Genomic DNA, 16,860 nt, shown 5'->3' on the forward strand with positions numbered 1-16,860 from the left:
GTCTTAGCTCTCCTGCTCTTGTGCTTTGATAGGCCCACGTTGCGTTTCGAATGCTTGAACCAACTCGGTAATATCACGCTCAATAAACGCTTGGGTATGAGGCATCACAAAGTGCTGATTGATCGCCTCGCGGTTTGCGTATTGCTCAAGCAAGATCACACGATCGCTTTGGCTTTGATCATAGGTTGCAATTGCTTGGAGGCAGCCCGGTTCGCTTTGCATGTCTAAACAAAACTGTTCGATAGCTTCGAGCGCAGCTGCTCGTTCTATGTTGGTTTTGATCTTAAGTTCGGCAGTAACAAAGATAGTTTCATTCGTTTGAGGCATTGCACGCTCTTATTTTAGTTAATTATCGGTTTGCCATTAATATAATTAACCCCTAATAATTGATAAACTCACGTTTTGTTTATTGTTTATCAACCAAAAGTGTTCAATGGATAAGTTAACCAGCATGAAAGTCTTCGTCTATGTGGTGGAACAAGGTAGCTTTCGCAGCGCCGCAAACCACTTCAACCTGTCGGCGACCATGATAAGCAAACATGTCCATTCCTTAGAAGCCAGTTTGAAGTCTCAGCTGATCCACCGCACCACGCGTAAGCAATCGTTAACCGATTCAGGACAACTTTACTATCGTGAGTGTAAGCGAATTCTCGAAGACATCAGCAATGCAGAGAACCTGATTCAAACCTTGGAAAATCAACCACAAGGCACGGTAAAAATAAACTGCCCTGTCACCTATGGAAACAAGGTACTCGCCCCTATCGTAGCTAAGTTTCTCGCGCATCACCCAACCATCAACGTTGAGCTGATGTTGAATAATGACCTTGTCGACCCTTATTCATCCGACATTGACCTGATTGTGCGAATTGGCGACCTGTCCGATTCAAGCTTGGTCGCAAGGTATTTAGGGGATTATGAGATGTGTTATTGCGCGGCGCCCGCTTACCTAAACCAACATGCTGAAATCAGAGTATTAGAAGACTTGGCACAACACCCATCGCTTGGATTCAGTTACAGCAGCCAAGCTCCTCACGCCACACCGAATAAAGAACGTGTGCGCTTGATGTCGAATAATGGTGATGTGTTGCGGTATGCCGCCCTGCAGGGTGTGGGCGTGTTGTTGCAACCGACTATCTTAGTCGCAGAAGAGATTGATCGTGGAGCGCTGTTGGAAATCCTACCCGGCATGGCGCCGTTACCAAAGCCGATTCACTTGCTCTACAAAACCAAGCAACTGTCGTTGAAGAACAGAACCTTTGTCGAGTTCTTGTTAGCTGCGTTTGCTGAGTAACTAAGCGCTTTCTAAACAACAAAGACCGCTAGACTGTTTGCCATTGGCTCATCAAGCGCTTGCCAAGATCAAAGGGCGTGGTGTTATGGACGATCATCTCATCACATTGGTTGAACACCATGAAGTGTTTTAGTTCATCGCATAAAGCATGAACCAACAACTCATGGTTTTTAATTCGCTCTTCCACAACCAAGTTACGGATATTGAGCAAACCACTCTTCCTGTCGACCTTGCAATCCATTCGTGCCACCAGCTCACCTTGCCACAGAATCGGTAAGCTAAAATAACCAAACTGACGCTTGGCCTCTGGAACATAGCATTCTAGGAGGTAATCAAAGTTGAACAATGATTGCATTCGCTTTCGTTGAATCAGCAGGTTATCAAACGGAGACAGTATCTTAAGCTTGGTTCTGGAAAGAGGTTGATTCAGCAGTTCAAAAGCACCTGGCAGGACATAGTAATCAGAGCCTTGAATATCTACTTTCAGAACCTGCTTATCTTCAAGCATCTGTTGGAGTGCTCTCTGAATCAAAGGCTTTGTGTTCTTGAGTAGGTAGCTCATTTCCGACGCTATTCCAACTCCGTTAGCCTCTAAGTAACGCTTTATGAGATGCTCGATGTACTCTTGTTCTGTCGGCTCAGAGGTATCAATTCCGCTCGGTAAAACTCGCTCGGTTAGGTCATACACCTTATGAAAGTTAACTCGGCTTGGCACCATTAAGTCGCCTTGCATGAACAATGTTTCTAATGCTTGCTTGGCCGGTTTACCGCCCCAACCGCCGGGGTTTGGCCTATCCCCTTCAAAATCTTTCGCCATCAACGGCCCTTCATTCTCAATACGTTTGAGAACATGAGCCATCAGTGCGTCATCCTTTTTATACCAATGCTTGAGCTTACCGCTCGCAAAGCCATTCTTGCGGTGTAGGCTGAATCGGAAGTCACGCATGGGTAAATACGCGGCGGCATGCGACCAATACTCAAATACTTCTCGACGCTCTAACAGCTTATCAAGATGGTTCAGTTGGTAATCTTGATTGCGATTCCAAAGCGTGTGGTGGTGAGCTCGCTGAATCACAGAGATGGTATCAATTTGCACATAGCCAAGGTTTTCAATCGCAGACAACGTGTTCGCCAAAGCGCCCCCATTGCGTTGCTTTTTAGGTGGCAACTTCTTAGGCGGCAGCTTTTGCGAAAGCAATACCAGTTTTTGAGCTTGAGCGAGTGACAGTGATTCCATGAAATTCAGACTCTAATTGATAGCAATGATCCGTTTATGATTCAGCAATAAGCTCTTGAAGAATCTGCTTGTAGGTTTCTACCGTCTGCGCGCCCGTTACTGCACTCTTACGGTTGAACACCACAGTAGGAACCGCAGAGATCCCCATGCGTTGCCATTCAAACTCTTGCGCTTCAATTTGCTTCAAGTTGTCGGTGTTCTTTAGGCGCTTCAGTGCCTTCGTTGAGTCTAAGCCAACCGCTTCAAGCTCTTGTGCAATGACTTCAAGATCGGACAGGTCTTTTTGCTCTGTGAAGTGAGCAGCAAAGAAGCGTAGCTTTAACTCAGTCTGTTTGCCGTGCGCTAGTGCAAAATCGAGAAGCACATGCAGGTGACGGGAATTGACCATTCTCATACTGTCATAGAAATTGAAATCGAAACCAACCGCTTGGCCGCGAGCCGAAAGCTGTTCTCGTGAACGTTGGCTCTCTTCTGCGCTAGAACCGTATTTTCTCATGATATGGGCACGCAGGTTTTCGCCCTCTTGCGGCATGTCAGGGTTAAGCTCAAACGGCTGCCATTCAAGTTCAATCTGGTCTTCTAAACCAAGTTCCGCAACGGCTAGCTCTAAGTTTTTGTAACCGACTACGCACCACGGGCACATTACGTCAGAAATAATATCAAGTTGAAGTTTCTTGCTCATAATCATTCCAAATATCGTTACTAAGGCGTATCCAATTCAAAGTGAATACCCATCTTTCTGGTTAGACTACAACAAGCTGAACACTCGTTCAAATTTAACTCAATACAACAGCAGCCAACAAAAAAGCCAACTCATTTTCACGAGTTGGCTTTGATAAAAATCGAATCTAGCTTAAGAGCGTTACGCTAGCAACTTCTCAAGTACTTGGAACACACCCGCGTCAACGTTACTTGGCGCACCAAAACGTGCGATCTCTTTCAGCTTAGGATGTGCGTTTTCCATTGCGTAAGAGTGGTAGCTCTCTTTAAGCATTTCCAAGTCATTCAGGTAGTCACCAAAGCTCATGGTCTGCTCGTAAGTGAAACCTAATGTGTTTTGCAGATGCTTGAGCGCCGCACCTTTTGACGCTTCAGCGTTCATCACATCCAACCAAATTTTTGCGCTCACAACCACTTGGTAATTCTCACCAAACTTAGCGTCGATGCTTGGGTTTACTTTCTCTTGTGAACCATCAAAGTGGCAAATAGCAACCTTGATGAAATCGTCTTCTACCGCCAGCAAGTCTTCTACTTGCTCACGGCGATGGTAGTACTTAGAGATCTCCGCCAGAGCACGCTCATCTTTGGTTTCGATGTATGCCGATTTCTTACCGCATAGCACCACATGCGCGCCTTCAATAGCTCGAGCTTCTTTAATGATCTCTTTAATGGCATCGGTATCAAGCAAGCAGCTGTAAAGTTCTTGGCCTTTGTGCATCACTAATGTGCCGTTTTCAGCAATAAACATCATGCGATCTTTAAGCGGGGAAAATGTTTCTAGCAAGCTGTAATACTGGCGGCCAGACGCGGCAGCAAAAATAATATCTTGCGCTTCTAAGCGCTCATAAAGATTGAAAAACTCAGGGTCGAGCTTTCCATGCTCATCGAGTAAGGTGCCATCCATATCAGTCGCGATAAATTTGATGTTTTGTTGGGGCATGTCGGGCGTACCTATTATTGGATTATGATCATTCGTTATCTTGAGTAACGGTTCTGGGTTCGATTATATCGCTAGAGTCGCTGGTGAATACAATGCTTATTTTACCGCCTGTCAGTCACTGTTTCACATCTTTCCAAGGCAAACGCTAACAGAAGCGCATTCCAGTTTGAAGGGTTAAGTCCTACATACAAGATGTGCGCTAGGTCACACTCCACTATATTCTTTCCTGTCTCTCCATCACTTTATTCCGACCACAGTCATTATGATTTTAGCTATTATTACGACCTTGCTTTGCATCGTTACCGTCAAGTTTCTAATCACACTTGCGAACTTAGAGCGCCATCGTATTCACATTGAACCTAAAATATCGTTCAAAAGAACTGAGTGGCCGACTGTTTCCGTCATTATTCCTGCGCGAAATGAAGAAGACAATATTGAAATCAGCCTTGGCTCTCTATTGAAGCAGAGCTACCCAAAAGACAAGTTTGAAGTCATTGTTGTTGATGACTTTTCTACTGACTCAACCCGTGCAAAAGTAGAAGCATTGATCAGTAAGTTCGACGTTAACGCGCGCTGTATTTCAGGTAGAACGTTACCGACCGGATGGCTTGGTAAGAGCAATGCATGTATGGCTGGCGCACTCAACGCGAGCGGTGAATATGTGTATTTCATTGATGCAGATACCGATTCAGCACCCGCGATGCTACAGAGCGTTATCGACTTTGCTATCCAACAAAAAACTGATCTCTTATCGTTTAATCCAAAACAAACTTTTGCGTCTGTGGCAGAAAAAGCGACCTTGCCGGGCATCTTTCTATCGATCGCATCTTATATGAACTTTAAAAACTCGAACGACATGACTAAGGAAGAAGCGATTGCTAACGGTCAGGCGATGTTGTTTACCCGAAAATCCTACGACGCAGTCGGTGGACACGCCGCAGTAGCAAACGCGATATCGGAAGACATCGCCTTTGCAAAAGTCATGAAGGTCAATGGATTTAAGATTTTCTGGGCATTTGCAGACAAACTAATGAGTACGCACATGTATTCAGACTTCAACTCAATCTGGGCTGGCTTTTCCAAAAACATGAATCTTATTGTGAATTGTCAATCGCAAGCACAAGCTTTAAAAGTCTTCATCAAAGCCAACATCATCGCATGGGCGGGACCGCTTTTGATGCTGGTATCGGCGAACGCCTTCATCAGTGACATGTCTGCCATTCATGCTTATTCGCTCATTGTCAGCTCTGTGATGCTCTTGGTGTCGATCGTCACCTACTTCATTTTGGTTAAGGAACTGTTTGTTCCCGCAAAATTTGCGTTAACCGTACCCTTCGGTATTTGTGTTCAAAGCCTACTCGTGCTGAACAGTTACCGCTTATCTAAAACCAATAAAATCAGCTGGAAAGGGCGCTCATTAACATGATGAATAAGATTATTACTTTGCTTCTTCTTGCTTGTTCAGTTTCGGTGTTTGCATCAGACACCGATGGCTGGTCACTGGCACGCGATAAAAAAGGCATCGAGGTTTATAACCGTAAAATTGAAGGCAGTCACTTTAAAGAATTTCGAGCAGAAGGCGACATCAACGCGTCCCTCACTTCTATTATCGCACTCTTTATCGATACCTCTGTTGGCACGCAATGGGTAGAAAACATCGATGACATGGAAGAAATAGAGCATTTTAGTGCGGCGCACACGATCACCAAAACCTATACCAAGGCACCTTGGCCAGTTGCCGATCGTGAAGCTATCGTAGAGAACGTCATCACTCAAGATCCAGAGACGATGGTTGTCACCATTGGTCAGCATGGTAGGCCTGATTACCTGCCAAACAATAATAAAAAAATCATCAGAGTGGCTGAATTAGAGGCGAGTTGGATCCTGACACCAATCGACGAAAACACCACCCATATCTCTTATCGAGTATTGAGTGATCCAGGTGGCGATATTCCGTATTGGCTCATTAACATGGTGGCCGTTTCTCAGCCTTACAACACGCTTCGCGGGTTATCTAAGATGTTGGATTCTGGTGAGTACACCGATCGTCGCCTTGATTTCATCGAGAACTACACGTCACTTTAACAATGCAATGAATACTCTAGAGGTCTATATTGTGAAATTTCCATTCTCTCCAATCGCAGCGATATTGCTTGTAGCATCAAGTTCAGTATTTGCTAATCAAATTATTGTCGATACTAAAGGTGTTGATGAAACACAGTATCACGCCGATCTGTATGAATGTGAGCAATACGCTCAACAAGTGAAGCCTGAAGAGGTCGATTCTCTTGGCAGCGATATTGTCGGTTCAACCGCTAAGGGTGCAGCGCTGGGTGCGGTTGGTGGAGCCGTCTCTGGCGGGAGTGGTCATGATGGTGCAAAAATTGGTGCTGGCATCGGTATTATCAGCGGCGCTTTAAAGCACGGTGCTCAAAAAAGACAATCCGCCGAGCTATCTGAGCAGCAGAAGTTTCAAGTGAATCGTAACTGTATGATCAACCGAGGCTATACCGTTCTTAACTAGCGGATAACCGAGCAAAATGGCGTTTAATCGATGTTCACGCCATTTTGCGTAGCTGAGTCAAAGCAGAGTTCAACCATAGTCCCTGAATCGCCACCTTAAAGTTCGTTCAAATAGACAGTGAGCATTGACCCCTATTTAAAATAGGCTTATCATTAATCGTCTTTTAACGATTAATGATAGTGAGACGTCAATATGAACTCAACTTGCTCGACATCTGGTGGCTGTTCTCTGCCCATCGAACACGGTGATGCTAAAGCAGAAAAGCAAATGGCCGCACTGGCGAAAGCACTCGCTCACCCAGCAAGAATACGTATATTGAGTATCCTTTCCACGTTAGAAAAATCGGGCGGCTGCTTGAACAGTGATCTGGTGAGTGAATTGGGTTTAGCTCAATCAACGGTATCAGAGCACTTAAGAATATTGAAAGCCTCAGGTTTTATTACGGCTGAGTCGATTCCGCCGAAGATGTGTTACCGCATCGACCGCGACAATATTCAACGCTTCGAATCGATATTTAACAGCATTTTAAAATAGAAGTTCACGCTTGAATGATCGGCTTTGATAGCCTTTACTTTTAAGCGTGTTTTTTTGCCACAACCAATCGTTTTTCGACGATTTACGATATCAACTAAGAGAGATTATCATGAAACCAAAGTTAGGTTTTCTAGATCGCTACTTAACACTGTGGATTTTTATTGCCATGGGCCTTGGTGTACTACTCGGCACCCTATTCCCACAGATCGAACAGTGGAACGATTCAATGTCTGTTGGCACCACTAACATTCCGCTTGCGATTGGCCTTATCTTAATGATGTACCCACCTCTGGCTAAGGTTAACTACAACCTGCTAGGCACTGTGGTAAAAGATAAGAAAGCCATTAAGCTCTCTTTGATCATGAACTGGATCGTTGGTCCAATTCTGATGTTTGTATTGGCACTAACTTTCTTGGGAGACCACCCAGGTTACATGGTTGGGGTGATTCTGATTGGTCTTGCTCGTTGTGTGGCGATGGTTCTGGTTTGGAACGACATCGGCGGCGGTAACAAAGAGTACGGCGCGGCATTGGTTGCTCTAAACAGTGCATTCCAAGTGGTGAGCTACAGCTTTATGGCGTGGTTGTTCATCAGCGTTCTTCCACCAGTATTTGGTTACGAAGGCATGTTGGTTGATATCTCGATGATCGACATTGCACACAGTGTACTTATCTACCTAGGTATCCCATTCCTAGCGGGCTTCCTAAGCCGTAAGATCCTTGTGTCGATGAAAGGCGAGCAGTGGTACAACGACGTATTTATTCCACGCATCTCTCCAATCACACTGATTGCACTACTGGCGACTATCGTTCTGATGTTCAGCCTGAAAGGTGAAATGATTGTTGAACTGCCAATGGACGTTCTATTAATTGCGGTTCCACTGACTATCTACTTCACTGCGATGTTCTTCATCAGTTTCTTCATCGGTAAAAAGATGGGCATCGAGTACGACAAGAACGCATCAATTGCATTTACAGCAACAGGTAACAACTTCGAGCTAGCGATTGCCGTGGCTATCTCAGTATTCGGTATCAACTCAGACCAAGCGTTTGCAGGCGTTATCGGTCCACTGATTGAAGTCCCTGTGCTGATTTACCTTGTGAACGTGGCGCTTAAGATGAAAGACAAGTACTACTACGGTCAGACGGTTAAACCTAGCGTATAGCATCTACGTCTACACCTAGAACTAGAACTAGAACTAACAAAAAGCAGCATCACTTTGAACAGAAAGGCTCACACGTTAAACGGTGAGCCTTTTCTTTATTCAGTTTCGTCTAATAGGCCTTTCAATGCTTGTTCAAGCCAAAGTAATGCAGGACCTTTTGAGCGTGTTTTAGACAGAACAAGATCAACCGGAGGCGACCAAGTTTTATGGTCAAATGACACATTCACCTCTACCAAGCGCTGTTTAATAAGCTCTTCTTCAACAAGGTGTTTCGGTAAGTATGCCCAACCGATATCGCTACCAAGAATCATCTCTTTAATGACGATAAAGCTGTTTGACCACCATACCTTTCCGGCAATCAGCGGAAACTGATCCATCACCTTACCTTTGTCTCCCCTCAACATTAACTGACGATGCGGGAGTAAGTCAGAGAGTTTCGCCACACCTGTTTTTGCGAGCGCATGACTTGGATGACACACAGCAATAAACGGTAAGTGACCGATAAAGCAAGGCTCAGAACCGACATCAAAAGCCAAGTTAGTAAACATTAATCCAATGTCGGCCCTCTCTTCGATAATTAACGGATTGACCTCTGTCGTGGTACACGCAACCAGTTCCACTTCAGTCGCAGGGAATTGTTGACTGAACTGACTAAAGATCTTAGATAGATTCGGGACCAATAGTGAATCATCTAATGCAATTTTGATGAGCCCCTCTTCACCACTGCCCATCGCACTAACCGTCACATTCAGATCTTCAACCTGAAGCACGATCGCTTTCACCTGTTTAAATAACTGCTCGCCCGCTTTGGTTAGTGAAGGCTTTCGAGTCGAACGATCAAAAAGCTCAACATTAAAATCTATTTCAAGATTACTGATGCCTTGGCTCACCGCCGACTGCACCTTCCCCAAATGACGAGCACTGGCAGAAAATGACCCTAATTCAACGGCATACACAAACATTTTCAGTTGTTCAATGTTGTACATTCGGTTTCTCCCAAATCTTACTATCACTATATGTGATGCTAACTATCTTTATATTATCACTTAAGTAGATATTATTTAGCCAAGTCATTTGCCCATCGGCGGCTATTTAATCGTAAAGAGAGTTAGAAAAATGTCACATAAAGAACGCATGTTGCACATGGTGCTATTTGAAGTGTTCGCACTGATCATGATGGCGGGGCTAGCAACCTACATTACTGGCAATGGAGCTGGGGAAATGGCGGGGTTAGCACTTGCGATGTCGCTAATAGCAATGGCTTGGAACTACGTCTACAACTACGGCTACGACAAAATCTTCGGGGCAGACAGAACAAAACGAACGAAGAAAACCCGAGTTTTACACGGATTGGGGTTTGAACTTGGTTTAATGACAGTGACGCTACCAGTCTTGATGTGGGTGTTGAAGCTGGATTTCCTAACCGTATTGATTATGGACATCGGCCTAGTCATTTTCTTTGTACTCTACGCGATAGCGTTCAACTGGGCGTATGACTCGGTTCGATATCAATTGGTTGCGAAAGGAAAAGTGGCAGCTCTGGTTTAGAGCGGTAAGTTCGTCTCGTATAACAAGAACATACACCCAAATGAAAACTGCCAAACTACAAAATAGTTGGCAGTTTATTCATTTATGCATATAAGCTCATTTGTTAACTCCCTTGTTACATAGCAAAAACATCACACAGCCCTCCCTAATTAAGTCTAATAATCCGCCACTCACGAAGTAGCATCACAAATCCAAACATAAACTCCTCGTACCAGTTGCGCATTCATTTACATATAGGTAGTTTGAGCGGCTTCGCAACCTATCAATTCGAGCAATGACGTTCATGCGAGCATCTTTTTCGAGCAAAAGTGTTCGGATTAACATTTCAAGTGACTTTAATTAACAATTTTATGCTCAAACGCTCACTTTTGATGTTCGTTTATTTTCGAGTTCGCAAATATATGCACAATACACGTGCTAGATAAGCAAAACTAAAAAGGACTCGAACATGACAACAAACAAACACCCTTCTTTATTTGGGCAATGCTTGGCTGAATTTATCGGTACAGGATTACTCATATTCTTTGGCGTTGGCTGTGTGGCCGCTCTGGTATTAACTGGTGCGACATTCGGACAATGGGAAATCAGCATCATCTGGGGCTTCGGTGTTGCGATTGCAATTTACTGTACTGCCGGCGTTTCAGGCGCACACATCAACCCAGCCGTAACGATTGCACTGGCCATGTTCCATGGCTTTGATAAAGCAAAAGTGGTGCCTTACATCATTTCGCAACTGCTTGGCGCTTTCTGCTCTGCAGCATTGGTTTACAGCCTGTACAGCAACCTATTTACTGACTACGAAATTGCACACAACTTCGTTCGTAGCAGCCAAGACGCACTATCAACTGCTGGTATCTTCTCGACTTACCCACATGCTTCACTTTCTTTCTTCGGCGCTTTTGCTGTGGAATTCGTGATTACTGCAGTGTTGATGTTTGCCATTTTAGCGTTAGGTGATGAGAACAACGGCGCATCTCGCGGTGCAATGAACCCTCTACTGATCGGTATTCTTATCGCGGTTATCGGTGGTTCTTTAGGTCCACTGACTGGCTTTGCAATGAACCCTGCTCGTGACTTCGGACCAAAACTGTTCGCTTACTTTGCAGGTTGGGATTTCGCACTAAGCGGTGCTCGTGATATTCCTTACTTCATCGTTCCAATTCTTGCTCCAATTGCTGGTGCGTGTTTTGGTGGTTGGTTGTACCCACGTGTTATCGGTGCTTACCTACCAGTAGAAGGCCAAGGCTGCACAATTCCAAACCAATGTGAAACAGAAGAAGAAGCTGAACAAGCTCAAGCTTAATTCCTAAGCGACCCTACATTTACTAAAATATAAATAACAAAAGAAAAAGGACTCTTACCATGACCGAGCAAAAATACATTGTTGCCCTAGACCAAGGAACAACAAGTTCACGCGCCGTAATTCTCGACCATGATGCAAATATCGTCAGTTCTTCTCAGCGAGAGTTTACCCAGATTTATCCTAAAGCTGGCTGGGTTGAGCATGATCCAATGGAAATTTGGGCGACTCAAAGCTCTACATTGGTTGAAGCTTTGGCTAAAGCAGGCATTCGCAGCGACGAGCTAGCGGGTATCGGTATCACTAACCAACGTGAAACCACCATCGTTTGGAACAAAGAGACAGGCAAGCCGGTATACAACGCTATCGTATGGCAATGTCGTCGTACTGCAGAAATTTGTGAAGAACTTAAAGAACGTGGCCTAGAAGACTACGTGCGTGACAATACAGGTTTAGTCCTTGACCCGTATTTCTCAGGTACAAAAGTAAAATGGATTCTAGACAACGTTGAAGGCGCTCGCGAAGACGCTGAAGCAGGTAAGCTACTGTTCGGTACGGTTGATACTTGGTTGGTTTGGAAGATGACTCAAGGCCGTGTACACGTTACGGATTACACTAACGCATCACGTACTATGTTGTTTAACATCAACGACCTATGCTGGGACAGCAAGCTACTAGACGAGATGGGTATTCCAGCATCAATGATGCCTGAAGTGAAACGCTCTTCTGAAGTTTACGGCCAAACGAACCTTGGTGGTAAAGGCGGTACTCGTATTCCAATCGCTGGTATTGCGGGTGACCAACAAGCAGCGCTTTACGGTCAAATGTGTGTTGAAGCTGGTCAAGCGAAAAACACATACGGCACGGGCTGTTTCCTACTGATGAACACAGGCCAAGAGAAAGTAACATCGAAGAACGGCCTATTAACGACATTAGCATGTGGTCCTACAGGCGAACCAGCTTATGCACTTGAAGGTGCGGTATTCATGGGTGGCGCATCTATCCAATGGTTACGTGATGAAATGAAGCTACTGGCTGGCGCAGAAGACTCTGAGTACTTCGCAACCAAAGTAGATTCTTCAAACGGCGTTTACGTAGTCCCTGCGTTTACTGGTTTAGGCGCACCATACTGGGATGCTTACGCTCGCGGTACGATTGTTGGCCTGACTCGTGGTGTTAACTCTAACCACATCATTCGTGCAACACTGGAAGGTATTGCTTACCAAACTCGTGACGTATTGGATGCGATGCAAGCGGACTCTGGCATCAAGCTAGCAAACCTACGTGTTGATGGCGGCGCAGTAGCGAACAACTTCCTAATGCAATTCCAATCAGACGTGCTAGATACAGAAGTTCACCGTCCTGAAGTAACTGAAGTTACCGCTCTGGGAGCAGCATACCTTGCTGGTCTAGCAGTTGGTTTCTGGGACAGCATCGATGAGCTTCAAGACAAAGCAGTACTAGACCGTACGTTCTTGCCACACCACGATGAAGAGAAGCGTAACCGCCGTTACAAAGGTTGGAAGCGTGCTATCAAATGTGCACAAGTTTGGTCTGAGCTGCACGATGACGACGAAGTGTAAAATCGAGCGTTCGAATAATCACTCTCTTATCGATTGAATTGTTCGTTCCTCAGTAAACGAAACTAAAAAGAGCACTATTTTGTGCTCTTTTTTGCGTTTGGGGCCTTTTTTTCATGTTTTGATCAACGTTTTTGCGGTTTAGACATAATTCCTTACCATCATTACTTCTCTCTTTTCATCAATTCGAGCACAATAGCGTGAGTTTATATTTTCGATTTTGACGCGCTAGAGCCCTTTGCGCGCAGGGAGTGGTAAGTTAAGTGAAGCAGATACCAAGACACCAGCAGATTGTAGATCTGGTAAAAACACAAGGATATGTGAGCACCGAAGAGCTCGTTGAAAAGTTCGATGTCAGCCCACAAACCATCAGACGAGACCTCAATGAGCTGGCTGATAGCAACAAAATCCGTCGTTATCACGGTGGTGCAACCATTCCTCTTAGCTCAGAAAACACCTCTTACAACACGCGTAAAGCGCTTAACTTCAATGAAAAAGATGTGATTGCCGACGAGCTGGTTAAACACATTCCAGATGGTGCAACCTTGTTCGTTGATATCGGCACCACACCAGAATCCGTGGCACGCGCGCTGAACAAAAACCACAAACAACTCAGAGTCGTGACTAACAACATCAACGTTGCCAGTATCCTGCTACCAAACCCAGAGATAAAGGTTATCTTGGCAGGTGGCGAAGTGAGAAACCGTGATGGCGGTATCGTGGGTGAAGCAACACTCGATTTCGTGAAGCAGTTCCGCCTCGATTTCGGCATTCTAGGGATCAGCGGCATCGACTTTGACGGCTCACTGCTTGATTTTGACTACCATGAAGTTCGAGTGAAGCAAGCTATCATCGAAAACAGCCGCAGCATCTTCCTGGCAGTCGACCACAGTAAGTTTGGTCGTAACGCGATGGTTAAGCTCGGCAATATCTCTCAGGCCCACATGGTGTTTACTAATAAGCAGCCACCGGAAGAGATTCTCAACATCCTTAAAGATTCGGCAATACCATTAGAAGTGATCGATACCGCTCGTCCTATGAGCGAATAACTAAACATAAGAGCTCAGTGACGCCACTTTCTTAAATGAATCACCATTCTTTATAGAAAAGTTAATAAAGTAAAACTTGCTCGCTGTCACTGTCGCTTCTATGCTCGAATTAGTCTTATTTGAACCTCTGCTTTCATAAGCAGAGGTTTTTTTATGCCCAAATCACATAAAACGCGCATAAACGAAAATAATAAATGACCGCAAACGAAAGTTCATATAGGATTCAATTATGTTCTAAAATGCTCGTTCGCTCAGAAAGAGGTCAAAACCATGAGTGCTCAACAAAATAATTCAAACAACAGTACATCTTCCACTTTAGACTTGATCGTGATTGGCGGCGGCATCAATGGTGCAGGCATCGCGGCAGATGCAGCAGGTCGTGGTCTAAACGTTGGCTTATACGAAGCAAATGATTTCGCGTCTGCGACGTCTTCTGCTAGCTCAAAGCTTATCCACGGTGGCCTACGCTACCTTGAACATTACGAATTTCGTTTGGTTTCGGAAGCACTCGCTGAACGTGAAGTATTGTTAAGAAAAGCGCCTCACGTTGCTCAGCCAATGCGTTTCCGTTTACCTCATCGACCATTTTTACGCCCAGCTTGGATGATTCGCTGTGGCCTATTCCTTTACGATAACTTGGGTAAGCGCACCACTCTTCCTGGAAGTAAGACAGTCAACCTAGCAAAATCAGGGCTACTGAAACCAGAAATGAAGACAGGCTTCGAATACTCAGATTGCTGGGTTGATGATGCTCGTATGGTATTGCTCAACGTGTTGGCGGCGAAAGAAAACAACGCAGAAGTACGTAACTACTGCCGTGTTGAAAAAGCGCACCGCGAAGGTGGTATTTGGCATGTGACGATCCTTGATGTGATGACAAACCAACGCTTTGAACGCAAAGCAAGAGCGCTTGTTAACGCTGCAGGCCCTTGGGTTAAGCAGTTCTTTGATGATGGGTTAGAGCAGGCTTCGCCTCGTAATATTCGTCTGATCAAAGGCTCGCACATTGTTGTGCCACGCATTCACGACGAACCACAAGCGTACATTCTGCAAAACAAAGACAATCGTATTGTGTTCATGAACCCTTACCTAGATAAGTTCTCGATCATCGGCACTACCGACCTTGAATACAAAGGCGATCCTCGCGAAGTGGCTATCGATGATGTGGAAGTTGATTACTTAATTGATATCGTTAACCAGCATTTTGTTAAGCAACTAGAGCGTGACGATGTGGTCTGGACATACAGTGGCGTAAGACCGCTTTGTGACGATGAATCTGACTCACCACAAGCGATCACTCGTGACTACACACTGGAGCTGGATGCAGAAATGGATCAAGCACCACTGCTATCTATCTTTGGTGGCAAGTTAACGACTTATCGTAAACTCGGTGAAGCGGCACTGAACAAGCTAGAACCTTACCTGAAACACATGGGCGCACCTTGGACAGCTAACGACACACTACCGGGTGGTAACTTCAGCTGCAGCCGCGAACAGCTTGCAGCAATGATGCACACTAAATACCCTTGGGCATCTGAAGCTCTGCTACTTCGTTACGTGACCCAATTTGGTACCTACACATGGGACCTACTTGAAGGCGCTACGTGTGAAGCCGACCTTGGTATCCAGTTCTCAAGCGAAGCACACGGTGTTTACCAAGCTGAGATTGATTACTTGATCAACCAAGAGATGGCAATGACAGACGAAGACATCTTATGGCGCAGAACCAAGCTTGGCTTGTACATGAGCGAATCTGAGCAACAAGCATTGTCTGATTACTTAAAAGAGAAGCTACAACGTAAAGTGGTAAGCTTTTCTCAAGTAAGCTAATCCACCAGCCAACAAGCACAGTTCAACAACCTGATTAATAAACAAGCTTAGCGTCCCCCGCGCTAAGCTTTTTTTATTATTTGCCTCCACTATTTGCGTTCAACTCCTTGCACTTCAGTAGTTGTCACTCGACCAAATCGCCCTTTTACCCTCTTCTATTTTCAACAAAAGCTAAATAGTGTTTTATCAATTTTACGAAAGGTTGCTATTCTTTATCTCAACAAAACAATTCATTCAAAACGCTCACGATGTCAGCGCTTTAATAAGGAATCTATTCCATGCAAAAAGTCATTCTGATCACAGGCTCTACCGATGGTATCGGCTTCGAAACAGCAAAAGCACTCGTTCAGCAAGGTCACCACGTTTTATTGCATGGACGTAACCCAAGCAAACTTAAAGACGTTGAGCAGCAACTTATCGCTCTCTCTACGCAAGCGAAGTTCCAAAGCTACGTGGCAGACTTGTCTATTCTGGCAGATGTTGATGCGCTGGCTGACGAAGTGATTGCCGAGCACGAAAAGGTTGATGTGCTGATTAACAACGCGGGTGTGTTCAATGCTCCCAACTCAATCACCAAAGACGGTTTAGATGTTCGTTTTGCTGTAAACACAGTATCGCCGTATCATCTGACCAAACGCCTGTTGCCAGTATTCGATTCGTCGAGCCGAGTGGTGAACCTGTCTTCAGCCGCGCAAGCAGCAGTGAACATCGAAGCGCTAGAAGGTAAGAAACCAATGTCTGATGGTGACGCTTACGCACAAAGCAAGCTTGCGATCACTATGTGGACTCGTGAGATGGCAAAAGAGTTAGGCTCTACGGGGCCAATGGTGGTTGCTGTCAACCCAGCTTCGTTACTAGGCAGCAAGATGGTGAAAGACGCTTATGGCATTGCAGGCGGCGACCTAAGCATCGGTTCTGATATTCTGGTTCGCGCATCATTGTCTGATGAGTTCGCACAAGCAGGCGGTCAATACTTTGATAACGACAACAACACGTTTGCTAACCCGCACCCAGATGCGATTTACGGCGATAAGTCACAACAAGTTGTCGCTAAAATTGAAGAGATCATCAAAGCAACGCTTTCTTAATGACAGCTATGCTCAAGTGATTTTCTGATTCCAAGAAAAAGCCCTACGTGACTA

General features: G+C 45.1%; 17 protein-coding genes. 12 read left to right on the plus strand and 5 right to left on the minus strand.

Annotated features, from left to right (window positions below; genetic code table 11):
* Positions 1-3 precede the first annotated feature (3 nt).
* Positions 4-327 (minus strand): putative quinol monooxygenase, encoded by a 324-nt coding sequence (locus tag AB4161_RS06165; protein ID WP_102320689.1) that lies wholly within the window; start codon positions 325-327, stop codon positions 4-6.
* A gap of 106 nt (positions 328-433) precedes the next feature.
* Between AB4161_RS06165 and AB4161_RS06170 the strand changes: the two genes are divergently transcribed.
* The gene (locus AB4161_RS06170; RefSeq protein ID WP_017069718.1) at positions 434-1,291 is read left to right on the plus strand and encodes a LysR substrate-binding domain-containing protein; all 858 of its coding nucleotides are present in this window, start codon (positions 434-436) and stop codon (positions 1,289-1,291) included.
* 28 nt (positions 1,292-1,319) lie between these two features.
* Here the strand turns inward: AB4161_RS06170 and AB4161_RS06175 are convergent, their stop codons facing one another.
* The 3 genes from AB4161_RS06175 to AB4161_RS06185 form a co-directional block, all read right to left on the minus strand.
* The gene (locus AB4161_RS06175; protein ID WP_372083017.1) at positions 1,320-2,528 is read right to left on the minus strand and encodes a winged helix-turn-helix domain-containing protein; all 1,209 of its coding nucleotides are present in this window, start codon (positions 2,526-2,528) and stop codon (positions 1,320-1,322) included.
* A 34-nt stretch (positions 2,529-2,562) separates the two neighbouring features.
* A complete protein-coding gene (locus AB4161_RS06180) occupies positions 2,563-3,210 on the minus strand; it encodes a DsbA family oxidoreductase (RefSeq protein ID WP_017060931.1) in 648 nt (215 codons plus the stop codon).
* A gap of 180 nt (positions 3,211-3,390) precedes the next feature.
* Positions 3,391-4,188 carry a Cof-type HAD-IIB family hydrolase gene (locus AB4161_RS06185; protein ID WP_372083019.1) on the minus strand — a complete coding sequence of 266 codons (798 nt, stop codon included), beginning with the start codon at positions 4,186-4,188 and terminating at the stop codon, positions 3,391-3,393.
* Positions 4,189-4,450: 262 nt separating this feature from the next.
* Here AB4161_RS06185 and AB4161_RS06190 point away from each other — a divergent pair, with 262 nt between their 5' ends.
* The 5 genes from AB4161_RS06190 to arsB all read left to right on the plus strand — a co-directional run bounded on the left by AB4161_RS06190 (position 4,451) and on the right by arsB (position 8,411).
* Positions 4,451-5,614, plus strand: coding sequence for a glycosyltransferase family 2 protein (locus AB4161_RS06190; protein WP_017064013.1), 1,164 nt, complete (start codon positions 4,451-4,453; stop codon positions 5,612-5,614).
* Positions 5,611-6,273: an START domain-containing protein gene (locus tag AB4161_RS06195; RefSeq protein WP_017069715.1), complete on the plus strand. Its 663-nt coding sequence runs from the start codon at positions 5,611-5,613 to the stop codon at positions 6,271-6,273. Before AB4161_RS06190 ends, AB4161_RS06195 begins: the two co-directional genes overlap by 4 nt.
* A 31-nt stretch (positions 6,274-6,304) precedes the next feature.
* A complete protein-coding gene (locus tag AB4161_RS06200) occupies positions 6,305-6,712 on the plus strand; it encodes a glycine zipper family protein (RefSeq protein ID WP_029235181.1) in 408 nt (135 codons plus the stop codon).
* A 192-nt stretch (positions 6,713-6,904) separates the two neighbouring features.
* Complete coding sequence (locus AB4161_RS06205) at positions 6,905-7,246, plus strand: helix-turn-helix transcriptional regulator (protein WP_017064015.1); 342 nt, start codon at positions 6,905-6,907, stop codon at positions 7,244-7,246.
* A gap of 109 nt (positions 7,247-7,355) precedes the next feature.
* Positions 7,356-8,411, plus strand: coding sequence for an ACR3 family arsenite efflux transporter (arsB, locus tag AB4161_RS06210; RefSeq protein ID WP_372083020.1), 1,056 nt, complete (start codon positions 7,356-7,358; stop codon positions 8,409-8,411).
* A gap of 95 nt (positions 8,412-8,506) precedes the next feature.
* Here arsB and AB4161_RS06215 read toward each other — a convergent pair whose 3' ends face one another.
* Positions 8,507-9,397, minus strand: a complete 891-nt coding sequence (locus tag AB4161_RS06215) for a LysR family transcriptional regulator (protein ID WP_372083022.1) — start codon at positions 9,395-9,397, stop codon at positions 8,507-8,509.
* Between the two features lie 130 nt (positions 9,398-9,527).
* Between AB4161_RS06215 and AB4161_RS06220 the strand changes: the two genes are divergently transcribed.
* From AB4161_RS06220 to AB4161_RS06245, 6 genes are all read left to right on the plus strand, one after another.
* Positions 9,528-9,959, plus strand: a complete 432-nt coding sequence (locus AB4161_RS06220) for a PACE efflux transporter (protein WP_372083023.1) — start codon at positions 9,528-9,530, stop codon at positions 9,957-9,959.
* 448 nt (positions 9,960-10,407) lie between these two features.
* Positions 10,408-11,262, plus strand: a complete 855-nt coding sequence (locus AB4161_RS06225; protein ID WP_004732234.1) for an MIP/aquaporin family protein — start codon at positions 10,408-10,410, stop codon at positions 11,260-11,262.
* Between the two features lie 59 nt (positions 11,263-11,321).
* On the plus strand, positions 11,322-12,842 hold the full coding sequence (gene glpK, locus AB4161_RS06230) for a glycerol kinase GlpK (RefSeq protein ID WP_372083024.1): 1,521 nt from the start codon (positions 11,322-11,324) through the stop codon (positions 12,840-12,842).
* Positions 12,843-13,102: 260 nt separating this feature from the next.
* Complete coding sequence (locus AB4161_RS06235; RefSeq protein ID WP_229648093.1) at positions 13,103-13,888, plus strand: DeoR/GlpR family transcriptional regulator; 786 nt, start codon at positions 13,103-13,105, stop codon at positions 13,886-13,888.
* Between the two features lie 270 nt (positions 13,889-14,158).
* On the plus strand, positions 14,159-15,718 hold the full coding sequence (glpD, locus tag AB4161_RS06240) for a glycerol-3-phosphate dehydrogenase (protein WP_372083025.1): 1,560 nt from the start codon (positions 14,159-14,161) through the stop codon (positions 15,716-15,718).
* 278 nt (positions 15,719-15,996) lie between these two features.
* Complete coding sequence (locus AB4161_RS06245) at positions 15,997-16,806, plus strand: SDR family NAD(P)-dependent oxidoreductase (RefSeq protein WP_372083026.1); 810 nt, start codon at positions 15,997-15,999, stop codon at positions 16,804-16,806.
* Positions 16,807-16,860 lie beyond the last annotated feature (54 nt).

The organism is Vibrio sp. 10N.286.51.E5, from assembly GCF_041469125.1.
GTDB lineage: Bacteria > Pseudomonadota > Gammaproteobacteria > Enterobacterales > Vibrionaceae > Vibrio > Vibrio crassostreae_C.

Coding starts and splice junctions, on each gene's coding strand:
- AB4161_RS06165 (WP_102320689.1), bottom strand. CDS start 327: ATGCCTCAAACGAATGAAACTATCTTTGTTACTGCCGAACTTAAGATC.
- AB4161_RS06170 (WP_017069718.1), top strand. CDS start 434: ATGGATAAGTTAACCAGCATGAAAGTCTTCGTCTATGTGGTGGAACAA.
- AB4161_RS06175 (WP_372083017.1), bottom strand. CDS start 2,528: ATGGAATCACTGTCACTCGCTCAAGCTCAAAAACTGGTATTGCTTTCG.
- AB4161_RS06180 (WP_017060931.1), bottom strand. CDS start 3,210: ATGAGCAAGAAACTTCAACTTGATATTATTTCTGACGTAATGTGCCCG.
- AB4161_RS06185 (WP_372083019.1), bottom strand. CDS start 4,188: ATGCCCCAACAAAACATCAAATTTATCGCGACTGATATGGATGGCACC.
- AB4161_RS06190 (WP_017064013.1), top strand. CDS start 4,451: ATGATTTTAGCTATTATTACGACCTTGCTTTGCATCGTTACCGTCAAG.
- AB4161_RS06195 (WP_017069715.1), top strand. CDS start 5,611: ATGATGAATAAGATTATTACTTTGCTTCTTCTTGCTTGTTCAGTTTCG.
- AB4161_RS06205 (WP_017064015.1), top strand. CDS start 6,905: ATGAACTCAACTTGCTCGACATCTGGTGGCTGTTCTCTGCCCATCGAA.
- arsB (WP_372083020.1), top strand. CDS start 7,356: ATGAAACCAAAGTTAGGTTTTCTAGATCGCTACTTAACACTGTGGATT.
- AB4161_RS06215 (WP_372083022.1), bottom strand. CDS start 9,397: ATGTACAACATTGAACAACTGAAAATGTTTGTGTATGCCGTTGAATTA.
- AB4161_RS06220 (WP_372083023.1), top strand. CDS start 9,528: ATGTCACATAAAGAACGCATGTTGCACATGGTGCTATTTGAAGTGTTC.
- AB4161_RS06225 (WP_004732234.1), top strand. CDS start 10,408: ATGACAACAAACAAACACCCTTCTTTATTTGGGCAATGCTTGGCTGAA.
- glpK (WP_372083024.1), top strand. CDS start 11,322: ATGACCGAGCAAAAATACATTGTTGCCCTAGACCAAGGAACAACAAGT.
- glpD (WP_372083025.1), top strand. CDS start 14,159: ATGAGTGCTCAACAAAATAATTCAAACAACAGTACATCTTCCACTTTA.
- AB4161_RS06245 (WP_372083026.1), top strand. CDS start 15,997: ATGCAAAAAGTCATTCTGATCACAGGCTCTACCGATGGTATCGGCTTC.